The sequence below is a fragment of the Amycolatopsis sp. NPDC033938 genome (assembly GCF_055575975.1).
The window spans coordinates 344,864-368,682 of record NZ_JBVIRO010000001.1 but is presented as its reverse complement, the minus strand read 5'-3'; the positions used below and the strand labels follow the sequence as shown (position 1 = coordinate 368,682).

The window sequence follows — 23,819 nt, the reverse complement described above, 5'->3', positions numbered from 1 at the left end:
ACGACGCCGTGGCCGACGTGGAACGCGCGATGATCGCCATCCGGCGGAGCCAGGCGAGACGCTCGCTGTCGAAGCTCGCCCGCGATCGCGCAGAATCGATGCCGGACCAGGCGGTACAAGGGCTGCTCGACGCCGTCGAAGCGGCCGAAGAGAGCGGCGAGGCCGGCACCGTCACCAGCCTCGCGGCGGCCTTGACCATCGACCAGCCGCGCGCGAGCCGCCTGGTCGCGCGGGCCGTCGACGGTGGGTTCCTCCGGCGCGAGGCCGATCAACGGGACGGCCGCCGCGCCGTCTTGGTGCTTACCGAACGCGGCCGCGCCGAGGTGACGCGGATGCACGAATTCCGTCGCTCGGTGTTCGCCGAGGCGATGGCCGACTGGCCGGACGAAGACCGCCGTGAGTTCGCCCGGCTGCTGACCGCCTTCGTCCGGAACTACGGCGCGCTCGGGCGCTAGCGGGCGAGCGGCGCGGGCTCGGGAAGGGTGAGCGCCGAATGTGCGGGCTCTTCCGCGTCCGCGGGCATGGCCGAGAGTCCGCGCAACGCGGCGTTGCGCTGCTCCAGGGCTTCGGGCGTACTCGGGAACATGGTGGAGTTCCCCGCGGTGACCAGCGCCTGGTTCAGCTCCACGAATTCCCGGACGCCGTGTTCGTAGGCGGCGAACGCCGCCGCGTGATCGTTCGTCATGGCCAGCTCGCGGGCCAGCATGTACGCGCCGGCCAGGGCGAGGCTCGACCCCTGCCCGGTGAGGAACGACGGGGCGTGCGCGGCGTCGCCGACCAGGGCGACCCGGCCGCTGGACCAGTCCGGCATGCGGATCTGGCTCACGACGTCGAAGAAGAGGTCGTCCGCGGCGCGCATGGTGTCGACCATGAGCGGGAGGTGCCAGCCGTCGCCGTCGAAGACCGAGGCGACCAGGTCGCGCTGCGCGGCGGGATCCCGGAAGGCGTCGATGGGCGGTTCCGGGCGGGCGAAGTTCAGGAAGCCGTGCACCGTCTCACCGTCCCCGGCGGCGTACAGGGCCGCGGCCCGGCCGGGTGTGTTCCAGAGGACGCCCTCGTGTGAGAGTCCGAAGTCGTTGCGCATGGTGAAGCCGGCGAAGCAGTAGCCGATGTAGTGATGGAACCGCTCTTCGGGCCCGAACACCAGGGCGCGGGTATGCGAGTGCAGGCCGTCGGCGCCCACGACGAGGTCGAAGGTCCGTTCGGTTCCGCCTCGGAAGCGCACGTCCACGCCATCGGCGTGCTGGTCCAGGGTCTCGATCGAGTCGCCGAAGAGGAACTCGACGTCGTCGCGGACGGTGTCGTAGAGGACGGAGGTGAGGTCTCCCCTGGCCACCTCCAGGTCGCGTCCAGCGACTCCGCCCGCCACCGCGTCCGGCCGGAGCGAGGCGATCCGCTCGCCTTCGGCGTCGAGGAAGGTGATCCGGCGCGTGTCGATGTGGGCGGCCCGGAGCCGGGGCAGGACGCCCATCCGCCGGACGACGTCGAGCGCGGTGCCGCGGATATCGATGGGGTAGCCGCCGCCGCGGACCGTGTCCGACTTCTCGACGACCGTGACCTCGAAGCCGTAGTGGTTCAGCCAGTAGGCGAGTGCCGGGCCCGCGATGCTGGCGCCGGAGATGAGTACCGTGCTCATGAATGCTCCTTGGATAGGTAACTTAGGTATCCTTGTGGGCTCGGAGCAACTATATACCTAACTTAGGTATCTTTATGAGGTGTGATGGACGACACAGGAGTGCCGGAGCTCGACCTGATGGCGGTACTCCCCCGCCTCACCCAGCTCGGCACCGTGCTCAACCGCAGTCAGCTGGTCGAACGGGCGATGGACCGGGCCGGGATCACGCTCGACCGGCCCGCGATGACGGTGCTGGTCACCCTGCACATGGCCGACCGGCCGTTGCGGGTCGGGGAGATCGCCGAACGTATGCAGGTGGTCGGGCCGCATGTGACCCGGCATCTCAACGAACTCGAACGACGGGGGCTGGTCGTCCGCGTCCCGGACCCGGAGGACCAGCGGGCGCGGCTGATCGAGCTGACGCCCGAGGGGAAACTGCTGCCCGACGGATACCTGCGGACCCTCCTCGGCTGGTTCGGCGACGCGCTGCACGAATGGACCGAGGAGGACCGAAAGATCTTCGGAAGCCTCCTCGGCCGCTTCGTCGACGACCTCACCGCGCGGTTGTCGCGCCTGGACGACGAGTAACCCGGTTCACTTGCCGCAGAACACCGTCCGGACGAGCTTGGTCAGCGCCGCCGGATACGACGGGAGCGGGTCCTTCTCGGGATCGCCCGCGGTGATCGACGCCGTCAGCGTCTTGCCGCCGTCGGGCGTGCTGTACATCAGCGCCGCGTAGCCGTTGTTGCTGCCGTTGTGGTTGAGGACGGTGCCGACGCAGCCGGCGCCCAGGTCCTGCGAGAACTGCCCGAGACCGTAGAAGCCGTAAAGGCTTTCACTGCCGGGGTGCGTCTTGCGCATCTCGGTCATCAGCCAGGCCGGGAGGAGCTTTCCGCTCTGCAGCGCGGAAAAGTAGGTCTGGAGATCCTTGGTCGTCGAGATCATGTCGCCGGCGCTGGAGATCCAGGACGGGTTCTGGTGCGTGACGTCGATCGTCTTCCGCTTGCCCGCGTCCTCGTACTGGTAGTAGGCGTGGGCATACGGCTGAGGCATCCCCGGCCACGCGCCCGGCGACAAGGTGTCACGCAGCTTGAGTGGCCGCAGGATCCGCCGGTCCAGCTCGTCGGCGAAGGGACGGCCGGTGAGCTTCTCGACCAGCAGCCTGGCCACCACGTAGTTGGTGTTGGAGTAGTCCCAGCGCGCGCCCGGCTCGAAGACCAGTGGCTTGGAGACCGCCAGCCGGACCAGTTCCTCCGGCCGGTAGGTGTGGAAGCGCTTGTCCACCCATTCCTTGCCGGCCCAAGGGATTCCGGGCGTGACCGTCCCGTCCGGGTGGTACTGGCCGGTGTGGTTGAACAGTCCGCTGGTGTGCTGCAGCAGCATCCGCACGGTGATCCGCGAGTCCAGCCCGAACTCGGGAAGGAACCCCGCGACCGGGGTGTCCAGGCCGATCCTGCCCTCGGCCACCAGTTGCAGCACGAGAGTCGCGGTGAAGTTCTTCGAAGTGCTGCCGACGCGGAAGTGGCCGTTCGTCGGCGGTTTCGCGGTCCCGCCCAGCTCGCGGACCCCGGCGCTGCCGGTCCATTCACCCCGTTCGTCACGGACGCGGAGCTGCATCGCGCCGAACCCGGCGTCGACGAACTCCTGGAGGAGTTGCCGCAGTTCCGGGCGATCCTGCCCGGCGGAGGCCGAGGGCACGGTCACCCCTGTCAGCAGCGCGGCGGCCAGCGCGACGAGGCCGAGCCGGCGGAAGGTCTTCGGTGTCTTGGTCATGGCGACCACGTTCGCGGGCCGCCCTGACACAGGACAGTCACGGCGCTGACACGCGGGCTCCGATGCCGTCGAGCAGGAAATCGAGGCCCATCCGGAAGGTTTCGTCGGCGGTCAGGTGGACGGCGTCGTGCACCACCGTGGCCAGCGCGGGGAGCTTGCCGCTGGCGAAGGACCGTTGCAGGTAGGGCCCGAGGGTGGCTTGCCAGCGTTTCTCGTCCATCCCGGTGGCCCGCTCCGCACGCCGCTCGGCGATCTCCCGGCGTACCGCGCCGATCGTGTACGCGTTGACCGCCGAGACCACCGGCATCGCGGAGTCCACGCCGATGTCGCCCAGCGCCGCCATCACGGACTCCGCGGTGGCCAGCGCGTTGGGCCCGAGTTGAGGGCGGCCGCCCAGGAGGTCGGCGAGCCATTCGTGCCGGTGAACGGCGTGCCGCAGGGCGTGGGCGAGCGAGCCCAGCACCTCTCGCCAGCCGTCACCGGCCGGCCGGATCTCGGCGTGTGCGGCGTCGACCATCAGGTCGAGCAGCTCTTCCTTGCTCTCGATGTAGCCGTACAGCCGCATCGGACCGACGTCCAGCGCGGTGGCGATCTTGCGCAGGGACACCGCGTCCAGGCCGTCCGCGTCGGCCAGCCGGATCGCCGCCCGCACGATCCGCTCCCGGCTCAGCGGGGCCAGAGCGGGCCGACTCGGCGGCTCCGGCCGCTCCCACACCACCATGCGGTGACAATACAACGCATCGTTCGATACAGTGTATTGACCAATACGGTGTATCAAAGGAGTGCGGCATGACCATCGCCATCGTCGGAGCAGGGCCCGGAGGCCTGGTGCTCGCCCGGGTTCTGCACGTCAACGGCATCGACGCCGTCGTGTACGAACGGGAAGCGTCGCGCGACGCCCGAGGTCAGGGCGGCATGCTCGACATCCACGCCGACACCGGGCAGCGGGCGCTGCGCGAAGCGGGTCTCTTCGACCGGTTCTCCGCGATCGCCCGTAGTGAAGGTCAGGACATGCGGCTTCTCGAGCCGGACGGCACTCTGCTGCTGCAGGAGGACACGCCCGACGACGCGCCGTTCGCGCGGCCCGAGATCGACCGGACCGATCTGCGTGACCTGCTGCTGGACTCCCTCCCCGAGCACGCGGTGCGCTGGGGGCACGCTTACGAATCAGCCGGAGACGGCGTGCTGCGCTTCGGCGACGGCAGCAGCGCGACGTACGACCTGCTGGTCGGTGCCGACGGGGCGAACTCCCGGGTCCGCGCGCTGCTCACCGACGCCCGTCCGGCGCATCTCGGGCACAACCTCGTCGAACTCCGCATTCCCGACATCGACCGCACCCATCCCGACCTCGCGGCGATGGTCGGGCGCGGCACCTACTGGGCGCTCGGTGACGGGAAGTCCCTCGCGGCGCAGCGCAACGGCGACGGCACCGTGCGCGTCAGCCTCAGCTTCTACGGCACCGACGAGGAATGGTTCGCCACCAGCGGGATCCCGCTCGACGATCCGGCGGCCGCCAAGGCGTGGCTGATCGAGCGGCTCAGCGGCTGGGACGCCCGGTTCACCGCGCTGATCGAGGCCTGCGACGACGTGGTCGTGCCCCGTTCGATCACCGCCCTGCCGGTCGGCCTGACCTGGCCCTCGGCACCGGACGTCACCTTGATCGGCGACGCCGCGCACCTGATGCCGGCGGTCGGCGAAGGCGCCAACATGGCCCTGCTCGACGGCGCCCTGCTCGGTCTCGCGCTGGCCGCGAGCCCGGACGACTTCCCCGCCGCCGTCAAGGCGTACGAGCACGAGATGTTCGAACGCGCCGGTGCCGCCGCCCGGATGTCCGAGCGGGTCCACGACCTCCTGATGGCGCCGGACGCCGCCCGGAAGATGCTCGCGTTCTTCCAGCCGGACCGTAACTGACCTGTTCACCATGCCGTTCGGGCTATCTTGCCTGAGGTCGGTATTGCTCTTCGGCTATGTCCGAGCAGGGGTGGAACGCGATGGACCTGAATACGCTCAAACAGTTCCTGGTGGTGGCGCGGCTGGAGCACCTCAGCCAAGCGGCCGACGAACTTCGTGTCGCCCAGCCGTCACTGAGCCGCACCATCGCGCGGCTGGAGGGTGAACTCCGCACACCGCTTTTCGACCGGGCAGGGCGGCTCCGGCTGAACGACACCGGGAAGCTCTTCCGCGACTACGTCGAACGCGCGCTCGGCGAACTCGAGGCGGGGCGGCGGGCCGTTGCCGAGGCCATCGACGGGGGCTTGGGCACCGCGCGATTGGCCTCGGAAACCTTCCTCACCTTCATCGGGCCACTGGCGGCCTTCAAACAGGCCCATCCCGGCGTGGAAGTCGAACTTCACCAGATACCCGCCGCGGAGATGGCCCGACGCCTCCTGGCTCAGGACGTCGACCTCTGCGTCGCCTCCCAGCCGATCCCCACCGACGGCCTGGAAGCCGTCCGGCTGCTGGACGAGGTGGTGTGGCTGGCCGTTCCGCTCGACCACCCCCTGGCGGGCCGGACCTCGGTGACCATCGACGAACTCGACGGCGAACCCTTCATCGCCGCCGGCGAGGGACACTGGCATCGTCGGCTTCTCGATCGGCTCTTCGCGGCCAGGCACCTCGCCCCGAGGATCGTTTACGGGGGTGACGAGGTGAGCGCCATCGCGGAACTCATCAAGGCGGGCCTCGGTATCGGTCTCGTCCCCGACCTCGCCAGACGCTCGACTCCCAGCGCCTCGGTCGCCTGGGTCGCCATCGACCACCCGGACTGTCGCAGAACACTGACCCTGTATTGGGGCGCCGGCAGCCACCTCTCGGCCGCCGCCCGCGGGTTGCGCGACACGATCATCGACTGGGACTGGCGGTCCGGCGGATCGCATACCCGCACAGCTATAACGTCATAGCGATATTGGTCTTCGTCAAAATGCCTTCAGCGTCATAACTTCTTCGGTGTCGGTCGAAATCCGAAGACAAGGACGAAGTTCATGTATCCGATGAAGCTGCTGAGGAAGACCATCGTCGTGACGGCCGCGGGGGCCCTGCTGGTCGGCTGTGGGCTCAGCGCCTACGCGGCGGAGACCGGTTCGGCGAGCTCGCCGGAGCGTCCCGAGATCCTGGAACTCGCGGTCGAGAACGACCAGTACGCGGCCCCCGACCTGCCGCCGGCCGGCACCAGTGTCGGCGACCTCTATGTGTACTCCGGCTGGCTGCGCAAGGACGGCCGCAGGGTGGGGCAAGGCGGGGGTTCGTGCCAGGTCATTCAGGTCGACGGTGCCAAGATCACCACTCAGTGCCTGCTCACAGCGAGGCTCGAGCAGGGATCGCTGACAATGCAATCGCTCTGGGTCACCGGCGAGAGTCCGCTCGACATGGCCATCACCGGCGGCACCGGCGCCTACCGCGATGCGCTGGGCACCGTCCGGGTGTGGGACATCGCGACGCCACAGGAGCGGATGCGCGCCGAAATCATCCATCCGGCAAAGCGCCCCCGGACGTGAGGACCCGCGCGATCGCCGCTAGTCGTGTGACAGGTCCACGAACCGGCTGTAGTGCAGCTGGTGCGCGACGGTGATCGTCGCCGTCGGCCCGGCACGGTGCTTGGCGATGATCAGGTCCGCCTCGCCTGCGCGCGGGTCGTCCCGCTCCCAGGCGTCGGGGCGGTTGACCAGGATGACGAGGTCGGCGTCCTGCTCCAGCGAACCGGACTCACGGAGGTCGGACAGCATCGGGCGTTTGTCGGTCCGCTGCTCGGGACCACGGTTCAGCTGGCTGATCGCGATCACCGGGACCTCGATCTCCTTCGCCAGCAGCTTCATCTGCCGCGAGAACTCCGAGACCTCCTGCTGCCGGGACTCGACGCGCTTGCCCGAGGTCATCAGCTGGAGATAGTCGAGGACGACGAGCTTGAGATCGTTGCGCTGCTTGAGCCGCCGGGCCTTCGCGCGGATCTCCATCATCGTCATGTTCGGCGAGTCGTCGACGAACAGCGGCGCCTCGGAGACCTCGCTCATCCGGCGCGCGAGCCGCGTCCAGTCGTCGTCGGACATCTTGCCACCGCGCATATCCGCCAGGCGGATCCGCGCCTCGGCCGAGAGCATGCGCATGACGATCTCGGTCCTGCTCATTTCCAGCGAGAAGATGACGCTGGTCAGCCCGTGTTTGATGGACGCCGAACGCGCGAAATCCAGACCCAGCGTCGAGTTGTGGGTCGGGACCATTGATCGACCGGCCAGATACAGATGATCCGGCGCGTCGACTTCCACGCACCGCACCGGAACGGACGGTACGGGGCGGACGTCCACGATGTAGCGGAGGTGGGGGCGGACGCGGACGTTGGTGAGCCGTTCCTTCTGCAGCAGGTGCTTGCGCTGCAGCCAGAAAACTCGATCCTGCGTGGTGAAACCGAGGATGTAAGCCGTCGAGGTCGCCTCACTGCGTCCCTTGACCTTCTTGGTCGTGAGCGAGCAGCGATAGCCGAGGCTGATGATCAGTTCCCGCGTCTGTTCCGCGAGCACCTTGTTCGTCACGGCGAACTGAACCGCGCCGGAATGGTTGACGGTGCCGTCGGTGTCGAGCAGGCCGGCCAGCAGCGCGCGGCGCTGTTCGACGGACGCCCGCAGGTAGTCCACGGGGATGTGTTTGTCGCCGAGTACGCCCATCGTGCGGAGAATCGCCTGCACGCTGCCGTGCCCGCTGCGGCAGGCCTGGCAAAGGCGCATACCTGACGACGGGCGTCCGCAGTCGGGGCAGGTCGGCGCGGGCACCGGGGAGCTCTGGAACCGCACCTTGCCGCCACACGAACGGCCACACGTCCGTACTTGCGAGGTCTGGGGAACGAACGGCTCTCCGCATACCTCGCAAAGCCGGTATTCCACCGGATCCGGGGGGACGAGCCGCAGGGTGTACGACAGTTCACCGCGGCGTTCCACCAGAAGTCCGGCTTCCGCCTCGAGGTAACAGATGATCTCCGGGTCGGCCGTGGTGAACCGTGCACTGGCCGAGTGGCCGTCACCCAGCCAGGCTCCGAGCGCGTAGGGATGGAGCGGGAGTTCGCGTTCGGGCAGCTGCAGCGGGGCCGTGGTCGCGATCGAGTGGTTGGCCCGCCGGTCCCCGGTCTCGCACCGCACGGAGGCCGCCAGCTCTTCCGTCGTCCGCACCGACGGCGCTGACCGACCCGATCGGCGAGACGCCCTGGTGTCGGTCAGCCATTGGTGTTCGGCGTCCGCGACGATCACCGTGCCGTCCGAAAACTCGACTTCATAGCAGGGGCGGTCGTCCATGACCTCGGTCGCCGCGACCACGGTCGTGGGGCGTCCGTTCGCACCGAGCAGCCTGTCGCCGGGCTGGACTTCGCCCATGGTCGTCCAGCCGTCGGGAGTGGCCAGCGGGGTGTCCAGCGAGAGCGCCTTGCCGACACCGGGCCGCGCGGCGACGATGATCATCTGCCCGGGGTGCAGACCGTTGGTCAGATCGTCGAAGTCGGCGAATCCGGTCGGGATGCCCTGTGACTGCCCGCCGCGTGACGCGATCGCGTCGATCTCGTCCATGGTCGGCTGGAGCAGTTCTTCCAGCGCGACGTAGTCCTCGCTGGTGCGCCGCTCGGTGACGTCGTAGATCGCGGCCTGCGCGCGGTCGACGACCTCGTCGATGTTCGCGCCGTCGGCCGCGGCCGCGCCGTAGCCGTACTGCACGATCCGCGTGCCCGCTTCGACCAGGCGCCGCAGTACAGCCTTCTCGGAGACGATCTCCGCGTAGTACCCGGCGTTCGCCGCCGTCGGCACCGTCGCGATCAGGGTGTGCAGGTACGGGGCGCCGCCGACGCGGCCGAGTTCGCCTCGGCGTTCCAGTTCGGCGGAGACGGTGATCGGGTCCGCGGGTTCACCGCGTCCGTAGAGGTCGAGGATGACGTCGTAGATCGCCTGGTGCGCGGGCCGGTAGAAGTCGTCGGGGCCGAGGGCTTCGATGACGTCGGCGACGGCGTCCTTCGACAGCAGCATGCCACCGAGCACGGACTGCTCGGCCGCGATGTCCTGCGGCGGCTGGCGGTCGTATTCACCGCCACGCGGCCCGGGGTCGCTGGGACCCGGGTCGGACTCCGCGTACATCGGATTGCGGTCGTCGGTCAGCGCCACCGCTGCTGCCACCTCCTCAGGCATCGAACACGCGTTCGATTATGCCAGAATTTCCCCGGTCAGTCCCCTGCGCTCGCCGTCCGCCCTCCCGCGGCTCCCCGAGCTCCCCTGCGTTCATCTCCTGGACCCCTCGGACGCGACACTGCGTACAGGCCCGGCGGGCACGGTAGGCCCCCCGAAAGGACCAGCGCAATTTCGCCTGGGGACCGCCCTGTGGACAACCTGGGGATGACTGCGGGCATCCCTTCACAGGTGGCCCGAAGCCTGTGTACAACTTGTGGGCAACGCTGGAATGGTTTGACAAAACTGCTGGTCAGGGCCTGTGGAGAGACTGTGGAGAACTTTATTCAAATCCGCCCGGCGTGTCGGGCAAAACACGTCGTTCGGCGTGTCGCACGGCGGCGCACAGGGGTGCCCTGTGGATGAATGCTACGGAGGGTAGAGGGTCCACCCACCGGGCTGAACGGCGTGTGAATCAGGACGCGAACAACCTGCCCTGTGCGCTCCGTAGTCGTTCCGCGAGAACCTGCTGGTCGGCGGGTGTGAAGGCGATCCTCGGCTCGCCACTCCCCGGTACCTCTTCGGTCAGCCACCGGCCCTCGGACGTATCGATGTAGTTCACCGGGCGTTCGATCCGCTGCCGCGCGCCGCTCCGGCCGCGAGCGGCGACGTACAGGCTGCCGCTGCCCATCCGGCGAAGCGCGAGGATGCGGCGAAGCTCGTCGGCCTCCTGGCTCCCGGCGCTCTGCCGCCCGCTGCGAAGCACTTCGAAGCCCTCGTCCTGTGCCGTCGACGACGAGCGCGGCGCTTCGATCTGGCTCTTCGGGACGGCGATCGGACGTCCGCGTCCCGGCGCGAGCTTCGGGATCTGGTCGAGGAACTCGGTGAGCAGCGCCTCGGGCCGTACCGAACCGAGCGCGATGCCGTCGTGTTCGCTGTGCCGGGCGAGTACGAAACCCTCCCCGCCGCTGCTGCCCGCGAGCAGGGTGAAACTCAGCGCCTTGCCCTCGAAGCCGCCGTCGACCCAGCCGTAGTACTCCAGTGACGGCCTGGTGATGGCTTCGAGCGTCGCCTTGAATCCGGGGTGCAGTCCCCTGGCGCCGAAGAGGCCCTGGCTCGCCAGTTCCTCGTTGGCCCGTTCGTCCTCGGCCCGCTGCGCGTCATCGCTGTACCAGGTCGGGGTTTCCGACAGGATCGTGTGCGGTTCGCCGCCTCGGCGGCGGATCAGCGTGATGAGGGTGCCGGTCGTGATCGTGACCTGCTTGTCCAGCACCGGAACTGCCCCCTAGTCGTTCATGTTCGTCCAGCCCGGAACAAGACAAGCCGGGCGCGGCGCCAATTTTGGCACGCGCCCGGCCGGCTCGTACCTATTACTCCCCGATCACCGGCGGTGCGGTGAGTTCGTCGGTCCCGAAGATCTCATTGGGATCTTCGCCGACGAGGAATTTGGAGCTGCGCTCCTCGTCCTCGCCGCCCTTGCCTTTCGCGCCACCGGCTCCCATACCGCCCATGCCGCCCATCATGCCGCCGGCACCACGACCCGCTCCCGCTCCGGCTCCGGCCGCGCCGCCGCCCATGCCGGCGCCGCCCATCGCACCCGCGTTGCCCGGCAGGGCCGCGCCGCTCCCGCCACCGGGACCGAACCCCGGGCCGAAGCCGCCGTCCGGACCGAAGCCGCCGGCACCGGGGATGTCGGTGCCGCCGAAGCCGGCGCCGCCGCCACCACCTCCGCCGCTACCCGGGCCGAAGCCGCCGGCACCGGGGATCTTCGGCGGGGTGAAGCCGGAGGCGTTCGTCCCGTCGTCCCAGGACGGCGGCTTGTAGTTGCTGCCGGGGATGTTCGGGTTGTACTGCCCGCCGGGAAAACCGGAACCCGGCAGGTTCGTGCCGGGGATGTTCGAACCCGGCAGGTTGCCGCCGGGCAGGTTCGATCCGGGCGGGTGCGCACCCGGCGTCCCGATACCCGGGATGTTCGCACCGGGCACGGTCGGCATCCCACCGGGCGGCATCGAACCGGGCGGCGTGGAGATGCCGCCGGGCGGCATGCCGTTGTTCCCGTTCCGGTCGCCCTGACCGTTCCCGTTGCCGTCCTTGTCCTTGCCGCCGCCGTTGACGTCGACGTTCGTGTTCTGCCCCTCCATCTTGGAGTAGGTGGGCATCTTCTTGCCGTTCTCGGAACTGGCCTTGAAGTACTCGTTGAACGCGTCGACGTTCGCTTGACCCTTTTGGTTGTAGTCCCGGATCGCGCGGTCGGTGTCGGTCGTCCACGGGGTGATGGAGTTGAGCAGGTTGTTCTTCGGCGGGTCCTTCGGGACCGGCTGGACCTTCGCCTTCACCGTGGTGAAAGCGGTGTTCTGCTCGCCGAGGTACTTGTCGGAGTCCGTCAGTTTCTTGCCGGAGTCCTCCATCCAGGCCCGCAGCGGATGCGCGCCGGCCTCCTGCGCGGCGTCGGCGCTCTTACCCGTCCAGGCGGCGTCCATCTCCTTCGACAGGTTGTCGATGGTGGTCAGCCTGTCCTGGTAACCGGCCTTGAGCCGGGTCGCCGCGGCCTGGCCCTCCTGGATCGACCCGGTACCCGGGCCGGTGACGATCTTCTCCCAGATGTTGTAGCAGTCGATCTTGCGATCGCCGCCCGACGCTTCGAAATCGCCGGATTTCGTGGTCGCCAGGTTGTAGGCCGAGTACCCGGCGATGATCGGCAGCAGGAACACGCCTCAGCCCTCCTTCAACGTCTCGATCATCGCTTCCCCCACTTTGAGCGCGACCGGGCACGGGTCGCTCGCGCCCGGCCCGTGGTCGTACTGCACCAGGATGTTCACGGACAGCTGGTCGGTCACGCCGACGAACAGGCCGCATTTGCCGTTCTTGCGGTGGTCGAGCGCCGCGGCGTACACCGCCGGGTACCCGGCGACCTCGGTCGGCTCGAAGTATTCGTCGTTGGCCTTCGTGTCGTAGACGTCGCTGAGGCCGTTCTTGTTCGCGAGCACCGGGCTGATGTCGATCTGGTTCAGCCGGTCGTCCACCGCGAACAGGGAGCAACCGGGGCCGGCGCTCGTGGTCCCCTGCTCACCGTCACTGAGTCCGAGTTCGGCCCGCTTCGCCGGGGAAAGCGCGGAGCACGCGTTGCTCTCGATCGACGAGGTCTTCAGCGGGCTGGACACCTTGGGCGCGGAGCCGGACGAGCCGCTCGACGCGCTCGGGGCACCGGTCGTGTACGACGGCTCGGAGGACGACGCGGTGCCGTTCTTGGTGCCCGAACAGCCCGCGACCAGCACGGCGGCGGCGAAAACGAAGACGAGGGAACGGCGCATCACACGGCCCGGTGCTTGTTGAGCGAAGCCTGCGTTTCGGCCTCGTTCGTGGCGATCTTCTGTTTCGCGGCGGTCAACTGGTCGATGTAGTTCTGGACGTAGTCCTGCATCTTCTGGTTCTGCTCCAGGAACGCCTTGCCGGAGGGGTTGGCCAGCTTCTCCCAGTCGCCGCTCGCGAACTCCTTGCCCGGCGCCTTGACGTTCGCCATCAGGTTCGCGTCGCGGAAGTCCTTCTTGAGCTCGACCTGCAGGTCCGTCCACTTCTTGATGATGCCGTCGATCTTGTCCTTGTCGAAGGAGAAGCCCCCGCCACCCCCGCCGGACGTCGACGACGGCTTGTCCGGGTTGGCCGGCGCCGACACCGTGACCTTCTCCTGCCGGTTCTGCTCGGCATTGCTGTCGTAAGCCATTGCTCCCAGATCCCCTTTTTGAGTCCCCGTGCCTCGACGTCGAGTCAATCCTAAGACGTGACCCGGCCGAGTGGGGTTCCACGCAAAGCAGTCCCACACAAAGCAAAGGGCGGGGCCTCTCCGTGAAGGAGAAACCCCGCCCGGTACCGAAGCGGTGTTACTTGGCCTTGACCTCGAGCCGCACGTCGACGCGGACGTCGGGGTGCAGGCGGGCGCCGACCGAGTGCTTGCCCACGGTCTTGATGTGGTCCTTCAGCTCGATGACGCGCTTGTCGAGCAGCGGGCCGCCGGCGGCCTTGATCGCGTCCACGATCTCGGCGGTGGTGATCGAACCGAAGAGCTTCTTCGAGCCTTCGGCCGCCTTGCCGGTCAGCTGGATGGCGCCGAGGCCCTCCAGGGTCGCCTTGATCTCCTTGGCGTGGTCGAGGTCGCGGATGCGACGGCTCTCCTGCGCCCGCTTGATCGTGCGCACGTTCTTCTCCGCACCCTTGGTGGCCACGATCGCGTAGCCGCGGGGGAGGAGGAAGTTGCGCGCGTAGCCGTCCTTGACCTCGACGATGTCGCCGGGTCCACCGAGGTTGGCGACGTCGGTGGTGAGAATGATCTTCGCCATTGACGTGCCTCCTTAGCGTGCGGTCGAGGTGTAGGGCAGCAGCGCCATTTCGCGGGAGTTCTTGACCGCGATGGCGATGTCACGCTGGTGCTGGCTGCAGTTGCCGGTCACCCGGCGGGCACGGATCTTGCCGCGGTCGGAGATGTACTTCCGCAGCAGGTTGGTGTCCTTGTAGTCGATGTTCTCCGGGCGGCCCTTCTTCTCGGCCTTGCAGAACACGCAGACCTTCTTCTTGGGCTTGCGGATGGGTGGCTTGGCCACGGTGCTACTCCTGGATTTCTACGTAGTGGTTGTCTCTAGGCGTCTCGCGGAGCTTTCGCCCGCGGTGGACGGCCTGATGCGACTTCGGATCAGAAGGGCGGCTCGTCGGAGAAGCCACCGCCACCGCCGCCACCGCCGGCGGGCGGAGCGGAACCCCACGGGTCGTCGGCGGGCGGGCCGCTCTGGCCGCCACCGCCGCCGCCACCGAAGCCGCCGCCACCGCCACCGGTGCCACGGCTGACCTTGTTCACCTTGGCGGTGGCGTAGCGCAGCGAGGGACCGATCTCATCGACCTCGAGCTCGACGACAGTGCGCTTCTCGCCTTCTTTGGTCTCGAAAGACCGCTGCTTGAGGCGCCCCTGCACGACGACTCGCGCGCCACGGGTCAGCGACTCGGCGACGTTCTCGGCCGCCTGACGCCAGATGTTGCAGCGCAGGAACAGGGCCTCGCCGTCCTTCCACTCACCGGACTGACGGTCCAGCGTGCGCGGGGTGGACGCGACAGTGAAGTTCGCGACCGCCGCACCGGAAGGGGTGAAGCGAAGCTCCGGGTCGGACGTGAGGTTGCCGATCACCGTGATGACGGTGTCTCCAGCCATCGGAAAATTCCTTCGGCTCAGGCCTTGGCGGCGACGGGCTTGGCCGGCTTGATCTCGCGGCGCATGACCTTGGTGCGGAGCACGGTCTCCTGAAGCGAGAGCTGACGGTCCAGCTCCTTGACCGCTTCCGACGTCGAGTTCAGGTCGAGGAGCGCGTAGATGCCCTCGGCGTGCTTCTTGATCTCGTACGACAGACGGCGGCGTCCCCAGACGTCGACCTTCTCCACGCTTCCGCCCGAAGTGCGGATGACGTTGAGGAAGGTGTCCAGGGTCGGTGCGACCGTACGCTCATCGAGCGTGGGGTCCAGGATGACCATTACCTCGTAATGGCGTGACACAACCACTCACCTCCTATGGGCTCGCGGCCACGGACTGTCCGTGGCAGGAGGGTTTGTCCAGGTAAGCGTACCTGGCGGCTTTCACCGGCCCCGAACGGGCGTCAGGAGACGCGGCGAAGGACCCAGGTGCGGACCAGCGCGGCGGTCACGCCGGCGAGTACGAGCACCGCGAGCAGCATCGGCAGCTGGACATCGCCGCCGGGCATGCCGTCGGTCGCGAGCGCCTCGGCGTTGCCCGCGTTGCGGACGTCCGGGCCCTGCCCGGCCTGCCCGTCGCCGGGAAGGCCGTACTGCGGGGCGCCCTCGCCGGGAAGCGGGCTGTTGGCCGGGTAGCGCACGCCCGGCGCCACCGCGACACCCGGCTGCGCGACCGGCAGGTTGCCGTAGTCGCGCGGCGGGGCGTAACCGGTGCCGTTGTTGTTGCCGGGGAGCAGGTTCGGGGTGGACGGCAGCGCGTTGGTGCCGCCGCCGTTGCCGCCCTGCTGCGGGCCGGTGGTGCCCTGCGTGGGCAGCGTCGGCGCGACGTAGTTCGTGGCGACCGTGGTCAGGCCGCAGCTGCCGGCGACCTTGTGCTGGATGGAGTCGAGGGTCTTCTCGGGGTTGAGCCCGAGGCCCCAGGACTTGGTGTCCTTGACCGCCTGCCGCACGGCCGCGCCGATGGCCTTGCCCTCGACCGAGCCGCCCGCGGCGTTCGGGACCGTGCCGACGGAGATGGTGTTGACCTTGGCGATGTCGTTCGCGGCGACGTCGTAGAGGGCGAGCGTGCCCGCTTCCTTCGCCCCGGCGCGCACCAGTTCCTTGACCGAGGTGCCGGTGATGGCGACGGTGTCGCCGATCCCGCCGTTGACGGTGCCGCTGCACGCGTTCGCCAGCGTGGTCGCCGCCGAAGCGGTGCCGCCTGCCAGGAACGCGCCGCCGGTGACCATGGCCGCGAGTGCGGAGACGGTGAGCGCCTTGCGGGTGGTCTGCCAGATGGTGGTCTTCCGCACGGGCGCGATCCTCCGGGTCGGTGGGGGCGTGTGGCAGTGCATCAGGTTTTCACCAGCGAAAAAAGCACAGCCAACGGGGATAACGAGGGAGTGATCAGAAAGATACTAGGCGGTAGGACTAACTTGAAGCGGCCATTCGGCGGAGTACCCAGGTCCGGACCAGACCCGCGCTGACTCCGGAGAGTGCCAAAACGGCGATCAGCAGCGGAAGTTTCCCGTCCTGAGTGAATCCGTCGCTCACGTTCGGTAGCGCTTCGGCCTGTCCCGCGTTGTGGACGTCGGGGTTCGCGGTGCCGTTCTCACCTTCGGCCGCGATGCCGAACTGCGGCGCGTAACCGGGGATCTGGCTGCCGTAGCGCAGGCCGGGCGAAGGGCTGAAGAGTCCGGCTGTCGCCATCGGGATGGAGCTGTAGTCGCGCATCGGGGCGTAGCCCGTGCTGATACCCCACGGCAGGCCACCGAAATTCGGGGTGAAGGTGCCGGGCAGCAGCGGGCTGTTCGCGGCCGGGATACCGGGGCCGCTCGCCGGGTTGCCGCCCTGCGCCGGGGTGCCGCCGGAACCACCCTGTTGCGGGGTGCCGGTGCCGGGGGCCGGTTTCTCCGGAGCGGGTTGGGTTCCCGGAGCCTTCTGGCCGCCGCCGGTCAACGCCTGGGTGGTGCCCGCGACGGCGCCGTTCAGTGCTTCCGCGGCGGGTTCGCCGACGACCGGTACCGGCGCGACCACCGTGTTCACCACGGTCACCGTCACCTTGCAGACCGTGCCGAGCAACGCGTTGATCGTCCCGGTGAGCACGCCGGAGACCGACCCCGCCTGGCCGAGGTTGAGCGGGATGCCGAGCAACGGTGTCGTGCCGAGGATCGTGTCGCCGGGCTTCGCGGTCACCGATCCGCCGCAGACGGCGGTCTTGGTCTCGGTGGCGGCGGCCGTGCCCGGCATGGCGAGGGCGGCCGAGCCCGCGAGAATGAAGGCCGAGGCACCCAGGGCTGTCGCCCTCCGTGTCCGTTCGCGCATGCCTTCGACTCCTCCGTCGTCGGGTTCACCTACCTGCACAACGACGCTAATGGAGACGAGTAACGCCCGCTCACTCGAAGATGTCGGGCATTCGAGTGGAAGCGGGCGTCACCGAGGGTTAGCCAACCGGCTCGATCGGCTCGCTGCCGTGAAGGTCCCCTTGGGGAACTCGTATTTGTCTACCTACTGGTGTGGAGCTTGTGCGGGTTTGCCGGGGCGGTCCGGGTGGGGAAGATTTCGGTCGTTGAGCGTCCGGAATCTTCCCCGCTCGGTCGCCGGTCCACCGGTCGTGATTGGGCACGAGCTTGATCAACGGCCGAGTCCCCTTTGCCTACCCTCAAGGAGGCCTTCACGGACTTGACAACACGGCCAAAGGGTGATGAATCGGATGTATCGGCCCTCGGTGAATCCTTTATGGACAGTTGGAGAGCCTCGGGAACAGCCGCTGCCCCAGCGTCGAAGCGTGATGTCCTGAAGGCCCCCGTTGAGACTTTCAACGTCTCAACGGGGGCCTTCACTACCTGACGACCTGTGCCGGGGCACGCCGACGTTCGGCTTACCCCTCCCTAGCTCAGGCGGGCTTGCCCCGCAGCCAGGCACGGACGAGCGCCGCGGCGACGACGGCCAGCGCCAGCACCGCGAGCAGCAGCGGCAGCTTGGCCGGGGCGACCGGTGCCTGGACGGCCTGCGCGTTGCCGGTGTCCTTCTCGTCGACGGTGGGCGGCGGCACCTCGCCGGGGATGATCTCGGTGATCACCGGCGCCTGGACGAAGTTGCCGGGAAGCAGCGCGGCGTTGCTGATGACACCGGCGATCGAGTCGCCGCCGATGCCGGTGGAGGAACCCGGGCCGGATTCGACCGGGAGTTCACTACCCGGACCGCCGGGCTGGCCCGGCCCCGGCTTTGGGGGTTGGGGCTTCGGAGGCTCCGGGTTCGGCGGGTTGGTCTCCGGCGGGGTCACGACCGGCGGGACGCCCTTGGTGACACCCTGGGTCAGGTCGCCCACCGCGTTGACGGTGCCCTGCACCGGCGGGCAGACGCCCTTCGCGGCGAGGTCGCCGACCGCGTTGTCGGTGAGACCGGTCGCCTTCACGAGGTCGCCGACCGGCAGGGAGAGCAGCGGCTTGCGGCCCTCGGCGGTCTTGGCCTTCGAGTCGAGGCCGACGGTCAGCGCCTCGGGCGAGTTCAGCGGAGCGCCCGCGTCGAGAACGAGGCCGTTGCCGGACTGTCCGTTCTGCAGCGTGGTGGCGCAGTCGCCGGAAAGGGTCGGATTCGGTCCTTCCGCGGCCATCGCGATCGTCGGGAACGCGAGCCCGGCCGAGACCGAGAGTGCGAATCCCCAAACCGTGATCCGCCCGGCAGTCTTCCCCATCGAGTTCGTCCTCCGCCCCTCAAGACCCAACGCGGTTTTCACAGAACGCGCTCACGCTACCTCACGAGCGTGACCATCCGGCCCGCGCCGGGGAAATTCTCGCGAGGGTAAGTTGCCAGCATGAAAATCGGCGCCCATGTCCGCGACGACGACCCCCTATCCGCGGTCGCCGAACGCGACGCAGAGGTCCTCCAATTCTTCCTTTCCGACCCGCAGGGCTGGAAGGCTCCGAAACCCCACCCGCACGGCGAAGCGATCAAAGAGTCGCCTGTCGAGGTGTACATCCATTCTCCGTATTTGATCAACGTGGCGTCGCTGAACAACCGCATCCGCATCCCCTCGCGGAAAAACGTCACGCAGCACGCGAACGGCGCGGCCGAGATCGGCGCGAAAGGGCTCGTCGTGCACGGCGGCCACGTCGGTTCCGCGGAGGACGTCGAAGAAGGCCTCGTCAACTGGCGCAAGCTCTTCGAGCGTGAACAGGAGAAGGGCGGCTTCGCCGTGCCGATCCTGATCGAGAACACCGCGGGCGGCGACAACGCGATGACCCGCGACCTCGACACGATCGCCCGGCTCTGGGACAAGGTCGGCGAATTCGGCGCGGGTTTCTGTTTCGACACCTGCCACGCGTACGCGGCGGGCTGGGACCTGACCGAGGCGGTCAAGAAGGTCAAGGCCATCACCGGCCGGATCGATCTGGTCCACCTCAACAACTCGCGCGACGAATTCGGCTCCACGCGTGACCGGCACGCCAACGTCGTCGGCGGTGACGGCACGATCGATCCCGAGGTGCTGGCCGCGGTCGCGGCCGAGGCGGGCGCGCCGGTGATCGTCGAGACCCCGGCCGACGGCCAGGCCGCGGACATCGCTTACGTCCGCGAACGCGTCGCCTCCGCCTGACCCACCCGCGCGACTCTTGAGGGGTGAGGCAAACGTGGCGTGATCGGCTCACTGTCTGGCGGCAGGCGTGTCACATGACTGTCCACAAGGGACACCTCTCGAGGGCTCAGTGTCCGATTGATAGCGCTATGCGCGGTTCCGCATGGGGGTCGTGAGTGGCGAATAGGGTTAGAACCCTCATTGCCACTCACGACCCCGGTGCAAAACCGCACAAACCGCCCAAATCAGACAACTTCTCCAGAAAAGTGTCCCTTGTGGACGCTGGGGGCGTGGCCCGGCTTCCGTCACTCAGCCCACTCCCGCGCCGGGACACGCCACATTTGCCTTACCCCTCAATAAATGCGTCAGTCGGCGTCCTCTTCTTCGTGCTTCCGGCGCCGCATCTCGGCGCGCGCGGCGAGGGTGTCGCGGTGCCTGACCAGCTGCGAGACGAGCGCGGCGGCGTCGCGCAAGGCTTCCCTGGTGTCGAGCTCGTAGTCGTAATCCGACGACTGGTAGCGCGCCCACGCCAGTTCGGTGTCGGTGCCGACAGCGCTCGTCCTCAGCCAGGCCACCGTGGTGTCGATCATCGAATCGAGCTGCGCCAGCCGGGCGTGCAGTCCAGCGGGGCCGTTTCCGTCCGGTGCCTGGGCGAACTCGCTGGGCTCGTCGACGGCCTCGCCCAGCTTCTCCCGCGCGGCGGCGTCGGTGATCTCCTCGGCGGCGCGTGGCAGTTCCGCCGCCAGCTCCCACCGGCCCCGCGCGTAGCGCTCGACCATCATGATCGCGGAGTACCCGTGCAGCGTCGTGGTGCGGTACACGACCGTGCCGTGCGCCAGGTGGAAGGCCATGCGCGGAGGCTACCCAGGCGGGAGATCGTTCCCTCTCCAGCGGGAGGACCTCCCCCGCCGATCGCGAAAGGCTCGACCCCGGCCGGGAAACACCCGGCACTGGAGGGCAAGCCATGAACATCAAGTCGAAGATCGCCGCGGTCGCCGTGCTGGCCGTCGTCGGGGGAACGTCGGTGGCGACGCAGGCGACGGCGGCTCCGTCGTCCGGTTCGGTCGTCGTGGGATCGGCGGGAGGCCCGCTGACCTTCCCCGGCTACGAGGGTGAGCCCGTCCGGTTCGACTTCGCGGCTTTCGGCGAGCCGGGGAAGTCCTCCGGCCGGTTCCACGTGAATCACTTGTCCGTGACCGGGAAGCTCGTCGCCGACTTCGACGGCCGGGTCGACTGCGTCGCGCGCTCCGGTGACCTCGCCATGGTGACCGGCGTGATCGAACGCGCGGACATCCCCGGCCTCCCGGTGAACGTCGTCGGACGGCGAGTCGGCTTCTCGGTGCGAGACGAACCGCGCGGTCACGACTGGATCGGCTGGAGCTGGGCGTACGGCTCGATCGAGCAGGACGTCCTGCCCTGCACCGGACCGGTTCCGTTCTTCCGGACCAGTGAGGGCGGCTACACCGTGCGGTAATCGGCTTGACCCTCACGCCACGGGAGGGTCGAACCTGATCCGCATGATCGAGCATCGGACCGTGTACCGGGCGGAGGACGGCGAGCACGTCGGCTACGTCGTCCCCGCCCGAGACGCTACTGCCGCGCGTTGGCAGGCACTGACCGTTTTCGGCTACCCGCTCGGCGGGCCGGCCGCCTTCGACGACTCCGTCGCGTTGCTGGAGGCCGAGGGACTGGCCGTCCTCGCCGACCGCTGGTCGGTCAAACACGGTGAGGACTGGTTCACCTGCCGTCTCGTCGAGACCTCGCCCGAAGAGGTCGTCGTCCAGATCGACGACTTCGGCGCCGAGGACTTCGGCGAGCGGATCAAACTGGAGCGTCCTGGGCCTGAGGTGTTGAAACGCGTTTAGCGTCCGGCGCGCCGTCGAGGAAGCCGCCGACCGGGTCGTCGTCCCCGGCGAGGCGGACGGGGTCTGTGCGCGGCTGGTAGATCTCGCGGATCACCAGCGCGCACAGGCCGATCACCGCGAGGTCGCGGACCACGACGGTGCCGAGGAACCAGTCCTCGGGCAGCCCCTTGTTGTCGACGCCGAGGTAGTACATCATCCGCGGCGCCCAGACCAGCGCGTCGATGATCATCCAGCCGAGCAGCAGCCGCCAGCGCGGGATCGCGAGCACCGCCAAGGGCACCAGCCACAGCGAGTACTGCGGGCTCCACACCTTGTTGGTCAGCAGGAACGCGGCCACCACGAGGAAGGCGAGCTGGCCGAACCGTGGCCGTCGCGGCGCCTTCAGCGCGATGTACCCGATGCCGGCGCAAGCGGCGAGGAACAGCAGCGCGACGACGGTGTTGAGCACGACCGGTGTTTCGCCCGTGGCGAGTTTCCCGTCGAAACCGGACCACCCGGACAGGTGGGAGATCACGTTGTAGAGCGAATCCGGATCCATCGGGCGGACCGTGTTCAGCCGGAAGAACTCCCACCAGCCGGTGGGAGCGGCGAGCGCGAACGGGACGTTGACCACCACGAACGTCACCGCGGCGAGCCCGGCGGTGAGCGCCCACTGTTTGACCTTGCCCGCGCGCAGGCACAGGAAGAACAGCGGGATGAGCAGGAGCAGTGGATACAGCTTCGCCGCCGCGCCGAGGCCGAGCAGGAAACCCACGACCTCCGGCCGCCGCCTTGCCCAAGCGAGCAGCGCGGTCGCGGTGAACGCGGTCGCGATAGCGTCGAAGTTGGTGAACGTGTGCACCAGCACCAGTGGTGAGATCGCCACCAGGGCGGCGTCCCACGGACGGCGTTTCAGCGATCGGCCGGTCGCCCACACCGTCACCAGCCAGGCCAGCGCGAGCCAGAGCGCGGAGATGTTGAAGTAGACGGCGACCGGGAGCGCGCCGGGCAGCCAGCCCGATTCCGCGACCGAAAGCCAGGCTTCGGTGAGCTTCGCGTTGATCCACTGGAACAGCCCGGTCGCGACCGGGTACTCCATGTACCGCGTGGTCTCCTTCACCGTGCCCGCGTTCTCGGTCCACGAAGTCACATACGGGAAGGTGTCCGGATTGTTCAGCCGCTCGGAACTGTAGAGCGGGACGATGTCCGAGTAGCACATCGCGACGAACGGGCGGCCCGCCCGCCAGTCGAGCTGGTTCATCCCGGAGTCGTCGGTGTACTGCTGGATGCAGGACGCCTTGCCGAACCACGACAGCAGCAGCGCGAGGCAGGCCAGCAGCAGCCCGACTCTCTGCGGCGACCAGAACCAGTGCCGCCCCACCGCCGCGTGCTCGCCGAGCGGGCCGCCGATCGGCCGGGTGGCCGTGGCCACGAGCGGTTCGTTCCAGCTCGGGATGACCCGTTCGCCCGGGGTGAGGGAGAGCGGGGCCTCGGGCTCCGGCGGGGTCGTCTGGTCGGACACGTGGCGGATGTTAGCGCCTAACCGGGTGACCATCCGGTGATGTCGCCGCTGTCGTAGAACCCGGCCAGCACCTCGGCCGCCGCCCCGAACGCGACGACGTCGTCGCCCATTTCGTCGAGATCGACCTGGATCCGTTGCCAGTGCGGCAAAGGCAGCAGTTCTCGCAGCCGCGTGGCGACGGTGTCGCGGTAGATCTCCGGTTCGGCGCGGACCGCGCGTCCGGTCAGCACCACGCGTTCGAGGTCGAGGATCTGGACGAGGTCGGCGAGCCCGGTGCCCAGCAGGCCCGCCGCCTCCGCCGTGGTCGCCGCCGCGTTGTGCAGCACCTCGACGCAGCCGCGGCGCCCGCAAGCGCAGCGCGGCCCGTCGAAGGCGAGTGTCGTATGCCCGAACTCGCCCGCGTTGGTGCGGGGACCGCGGTACAGCCTGCCGTCGATCAGCAGGCCGACGCCGATCCCGGTGCCGACGAGTACGACGGCGGTCGCGGTCCGGTCGCCATCGGGCCAGTGCTGGGCGAACGCGGCGGCGTTGGTGTTCTTGTCGAGCCGCACGGGCAGTCCGGTGCGGTTCGCGAGCAGGTCGCGCAGGGGGACGTGGTGCCAGCCCGGCATGTTCGTGGCGTCCCGGACGACGCCTTCGCGGTGGTCGAGCGGTCCGACGGCGCCGACGCCGAGGCCGAGCACGCGTTCGCGCTCGACGCCGCCGAGCAGCGTTTCGGTCGCTTCGGCGAGTGCGGAAACGGCCTGGTCAGGGGTGAATCCCGGGGGTAGTGTGCCGCCTTCCGAAGCGATGATCTTCCCGGTCAGGTCGGCCCTGAGCACGCGGAAGGAGTCCCGGTCGAGCTGGGCGCCGAGCGCGTACCGGGCGTCCGCGCGGACGCGCAGCAGCGTGCGCGGCTTGCCGACCCCGGCCGCGGGCTGGCGCTCCTCGTCGAGCAGGCCGGCGTCGAGCAGTTCGGGGACGATCTTCGAGACGGCCTGCTGGGTCAGGCGGGTGCGTCCGGCGAGTTCGACGCGGCTGAGACCGCCCGCGCGCAGGATGTGCGCGAGCAGCAGCGCGCGGTTGTGCTGGCGCAGGCCGCGCAGATTGACCCCGGTCTCCGGCATGGCGCAGATCCTGCCACGGCTGGCTGATTACGCAACACTGTTGTTTA

The 23,819-nt window shown here is 68.6% G+C and carries 26 protein-coding genes; 8 read left to right on the top strand and 18 right to left on the bottom strand.

Annotated elements, in window-relative coordinates; all coding sequences use genetic code 11:
• Positions 1–29: 29 nt before the first annotated feature.
• The gene (locus ACZ5ZX_RS01860) at positions 30–455 is read left to right on the top strand and encodes a MarR family winged helix-turn-helix transcriptional regulator (RefSeq protein ID WP_465501006.1); all 426 of its coding nucleotides are present in this window, start codon (positions 30–32) and stop codon (positions 453–455) included.
• On the opposite strand, the gene ACZ5ZX_RS01855 is transcribed toward ACZ5ZX_RS01860, so the two are convergent.
• A complete protein-coding gene (locus ACZ5ZX_RS01855) occupies positions 452–1,636 on the bottom strand; it encodes an FAD-dependent monooxygenase (protein ID WP_465500193.1) in 1,185 nt (394 codons plus the stop codon). The genes ACZ5ZX_RS01860 and ACZ5ZX_RS01855 overlap by 4 nt on opposite strands.
• A gap of 84 nt (positions 1,637–1,720) precedes the next feature.
• Here ACZ5ZX_RS01855 and ACZ5ZX_RS01850 point away from each other — a divergent pair, with 84 nt between their 5' ends.
• Positions 1,721–2,203, top strand: a complete 483-nt coding sequence (locus tag ACZ5ZX_RS01850) for a MarR family winged helix-turn-helix transcriptional regulator (protein ID WP_465500192.1) — start codon at positions 1,721–1,723, stop codon at positions 2,201–2,203.
• 6 nt (positions 2,204–2,209) lie between these two features.
• Here ACZ5ZX_RS01850 and ACZ5ZX_RS01845 read toward each other — a convergent pair whose 3' ends face one another.
• Positions 2,210–3,388, bottom strand: coding sequence for a serine hydrolase domain-containing protein (locus ACZ5ZX_RS01845; RefSeq protein WP_465500191.1), 1,179 nt, complete (start codon positions 3,386–3,388; stop codon positions 2,210–2,212).
• Positions 3,389–3,425: 37 nt separating this feature from the next.
• Positions 3,426–4,109, bottom strand: a complete 684-nt coding sequence (locus ACZ5ZX_RS01840; protein WP_465500190.1) for a TetR/AcrR family transcriptional regulator — start codon at positions 4,107–4,109, stop codon at positions 3,426–3,428.
• A gap of 68 nt (positions 4,110–4,177) precedes the next feature.
• Between ACZ5ZX_RS01840 and ACZ5ZX_RS01835 the strand changes: the two genes are divergently transcribed.
• The 3 genes from ACZ5ZX_RS01835 (at position 4,178) to ACZ5ZX_RS01825 (ending at position 6,882) form a co-directional block, all read left to right on the top strand.
• The gene (locus ACZ5ZX_RS01835) at positions 4,178–5,299 is read left to right on the top strand and encodes an FAD-dependent oxidoreductase (RefSeq protein ID WP_465500189.1); all 1,122 of its coding nucleotides are present in this window, start codon (positions 4,178–4,180) and stop codon (positions 5,297–5,299) included.
• 56 nt (positions 5,300–5,355) lie between these two features.
• On the top strand, positions 5,356–6,288 hold the full coding sequence (locus ACZ5ZX_RS01830; protein ID WP_465500188.1) for a LysR family transcriptional regulator: 933 nt from the start codon (positions 5,356–5,358) through the stop codon (positions 6,286–6,288).
• A gap of 81 nt (positions 6,289–6,369) precedes the next feature.
• The gene (locus ACZ5ZX_RS01825; protein ID WP_465500187.1) at positions 6,370–6,882 is read left to right on the top strand and encodes an allene oxide cyclase barrel-like domain-containing protein; all 513 of its coding nucleotides are present in this window, start codon (positions 6,370–6,372) and stop codon (positions 6,880–6,882) included.
• An 18-nt stretch (positions 6,883–6,900) separates the two neighbouring features.
• On the opposite strand, the gene dnaB is transcribed toward ACZ5ZX_RS01825, so the two are convergent.
• The 12 genes from dnaB to ACZ5ZX_RS01765 form a co-directional block, all read right to left on the bottom strand.
• Positions 6,901–9,516 (bottom strand): replicative DNA helicase, encoded by a 2,616-nt coding sequence (gene dnaB / locus ACZ5ZX_RS01820; RefSeq protein ID WP_465501005.1) that lies wholly within the window; start codon positions 9,514–9,516, stop codon positions 6,901–6,903.
• 475 nt (positions 9,517–9,991) lie between these two features.
• Positions 9,992–10,789, bottom strand: coding sequence for an ESX secretion-associated protein EspG (locus ACZ5ZX_RS01815; protein ID WP_465500186.1), 798 nt, complete (start codon positions 10,787–10,789; stop codon positions 9,992–9,994).
• A 97-nt stretch (positions 10,790–10,886) separates the two neighbouring features.
• The gene (locus tag ACZ5ZX_RS01810) at positions 10,887–12,227 is read right to left on the bottom strand and encodes a PPE domain-containing protein (RefSeq protein ID WP_465500185.1); all 1,341 of its coding nucleotides are present in this window, start codon (positions 12,225–12,227) and stop codon (positions 10,887–10,889) included.
• Positions 12,228–12,230: 3 nt separating this feature from the next.
• Positions 12,231–12,827 carry a DUF3558 domain-containing protein gene (locus ACZ5ZX_RS01805; protein WP_465501004.1) on the bottom strand — a complete coding sequence of 199 codons (597 nt, stop codon included), beginning with the start codon at positions 12,825–12,827 and terminating at the stop codon, positions 12,231–12,233.
• Positions 12,827–13,237, bottom strand: a complete 411-nt coding sequence (locus ACZ5ZX_RS01800; RefSeq protein WP_465500184.1) for a hypothetical protein — start codon at positions 13,235–13,237, stop codon at positions 12,827–12,829. The genes ACZ5ZX_RS01805 and ACZ5ZX_RS01800 overlap by 1 nt, the downstream gene beginning before the upstream one ends.
• 157 nt (positions 13,238–13,394) lie before the next feature.
• Complete coding sequence (gene rplI, locus ACZ5ZX_RS01795) at positions 13,395–13,850, bottom strand: 50S ribosomal protein L9 (protein ID WP_465500183.1); 456 nt, start codon at positions 13,848–13,850, stop codon at positions 13,395–13,397.
• 12 nt (positions 13,851–13,862) lie between these two features.
• Positions 13,863–14,111 carry a 30S ribosomal protein S18 gene (gene rpsR, locus ACZ5ZX_RS01790; RefSeq protein WP_005168122.1) on the bottom strand — a complete coding sequence of 83 codons (249 nt, stop codon included), beginning with the start codon at positions 14,109–14,111 and terminating at the stop codon, positions 13,863–13,865.
• 89 nt (positions 14,112–14,200) lie between these two features.
• Positions 14,201–14,710, bottom strand: a complete 510-nt coding sequence (locus tag ACZ5ZX_RS01785; RefSeq protein WP_465500182.1) for a single-stranded DNA-binding protein — start codon at positions 14,708–14,710, stop codon at positions 14,201–14,203.
• Between the two features lie 17 nt (positions 14,711–14,727).
• Complete coding sequence (gene rpsF, locus ACZ5ZX_RS01780; protein ID WP_177242327.1) at positions 14,728–15,048, bottom strand: 30S ribosomal protein S6; 321 nt, start codon at positions 15,046–15,048, stop codon at positions 14,728–14,730.
• Between the two features lie 101 nt (positions 15,049–15,149).
• Positions 15,150–16,037: a hypothetical protein gene (locus tag ACZ5ZX_RS01775; RefSeq protein WP_465500181.1), complete on the bottom strand. Its 888-nt coding sequence runs from the start codon at positions 16,035–16,037 to the stop codon at positions 15,150–15,152.
• Positions 16,038–16,155: 118 nt separating this feature from the next.
• Entirely contained in the window at positions 16,156–17,049 is an 894-nt protein-coding gene (locus ACZ5ZX_RS01770; protein ID WP_465500180.1) for a hypothetical protein, read from the bottom strand.
• 571 nt (positions 17,050–17,620) lie between these two features.
• Positions 17,621–18,421 (bottom strand): hypothetical protein, encoded by an 801-nt coding sequence (locus ACZ5ZX_RS01765; protein ID WP_465500179.1) that lies wholly within the window; start codon positions 18,419–18,421, stop codon positions 17,621–17,623.
• Between the two features lie 120 nt (positions 18,422–18,541).
• Between ACZ5ZX_RS01765 and ACZ5ZX_RS01760 the strand changes: the two genes are divergently transcribed.
• Positions 18,542–19,321: a deoxyribonuclease IV gene (locus ACZ5ZX_RS01760; RefSeq protein WP_465500178.1), complete on the top strand. Its 780-nt coding sequence runs from the start codon at positions 18,542–18,544 to the stop codon at positions 19,319–19,321.
• Between the two features lie 344 nt (positions 19,322–19,665).
• On the opposite strand, the gene ACZ5ZX_RS01755 is transcribed toward ACZ5ZX_RS01760, so the two are convergent.
• On the bottom strand, positions 19,666–20,151 hold the full coding sequence (locus tag ACZ5ZX_RS01755) for a hypothetical protein (RefSeq protein ID WP_465500177.1): 486 nt from the start codon (positions 20,149–20,151) through the stop codon (positions 19,666–19,668).
• A gap of 113 nt (positions 20,152–20,264) precedes the next feature.
• Between ACZ5ZX_RS01755 and ACZ5ZX_RS01750 the strand changes: the two genes are divergently transcribed.
• Both ACZ5ZX_RS01750 and ACZ5ZX_RS01745 read left to right on the top strand, forming a co-directional pair.
• Entirely contained in the window at positions 20,265–20,774 is a 510-nt protein-coding gene (locus ACZ5ZX_RS01750) for a hypothetical protein (protein ID WP_465500176.1), read from the top strand.
• 43 nt (positions 20,775–20,817) lie between these two features.
• Positions 20,818–21,165, top strand: a complete 348-nt coding sequence (locus tag ACZ5ZX_RS01745) for a hypothetical protein (RefSeq protein ID WP_465500175.1) — start codon at positions 20,818–20,820, stop codon at positions 21,163–21,165.
• Here ACZ5ZX_RS01745 and ACZ5ZX_RS01740 read toward each other — a convergent pair.
• Both ACZ5ZX_RS01740 and ACZ5ZX_RS01735 read right to left on the bottom strand, forming a co-directional pair.
• Positions 21,122–22,666 (bottom strand): glycosyltransferase family 87 protein, encoded by a 1,545-nt coding sequence (locus ACZ5ZX_RS01740; protein WP_465500174.1) that lies wholly within the window; start codon positions 22,664–22,666, stop codon positions 21,122–21,124. The two genes, ACZ5ZX_RS01745 and ACZ5ZX_RS01740, sit on opposite strands and share 44 nt — an antisense overlap.
• 17 nt (positions 22,667–22,683) lie before the next feature.
• Positions 22,684–23,772, bottom strand: coding sequence for an ROK family transcriptional regulator (locus ACZ5ZX_RS01735; protein WP_465500173.1), 1,089 nt, complete (start codon positions 23,770–23,772; stop codon positions 22,684–22,686).
• Positions 23,773–23,819 lie beyond the last annotated feature (47 nt).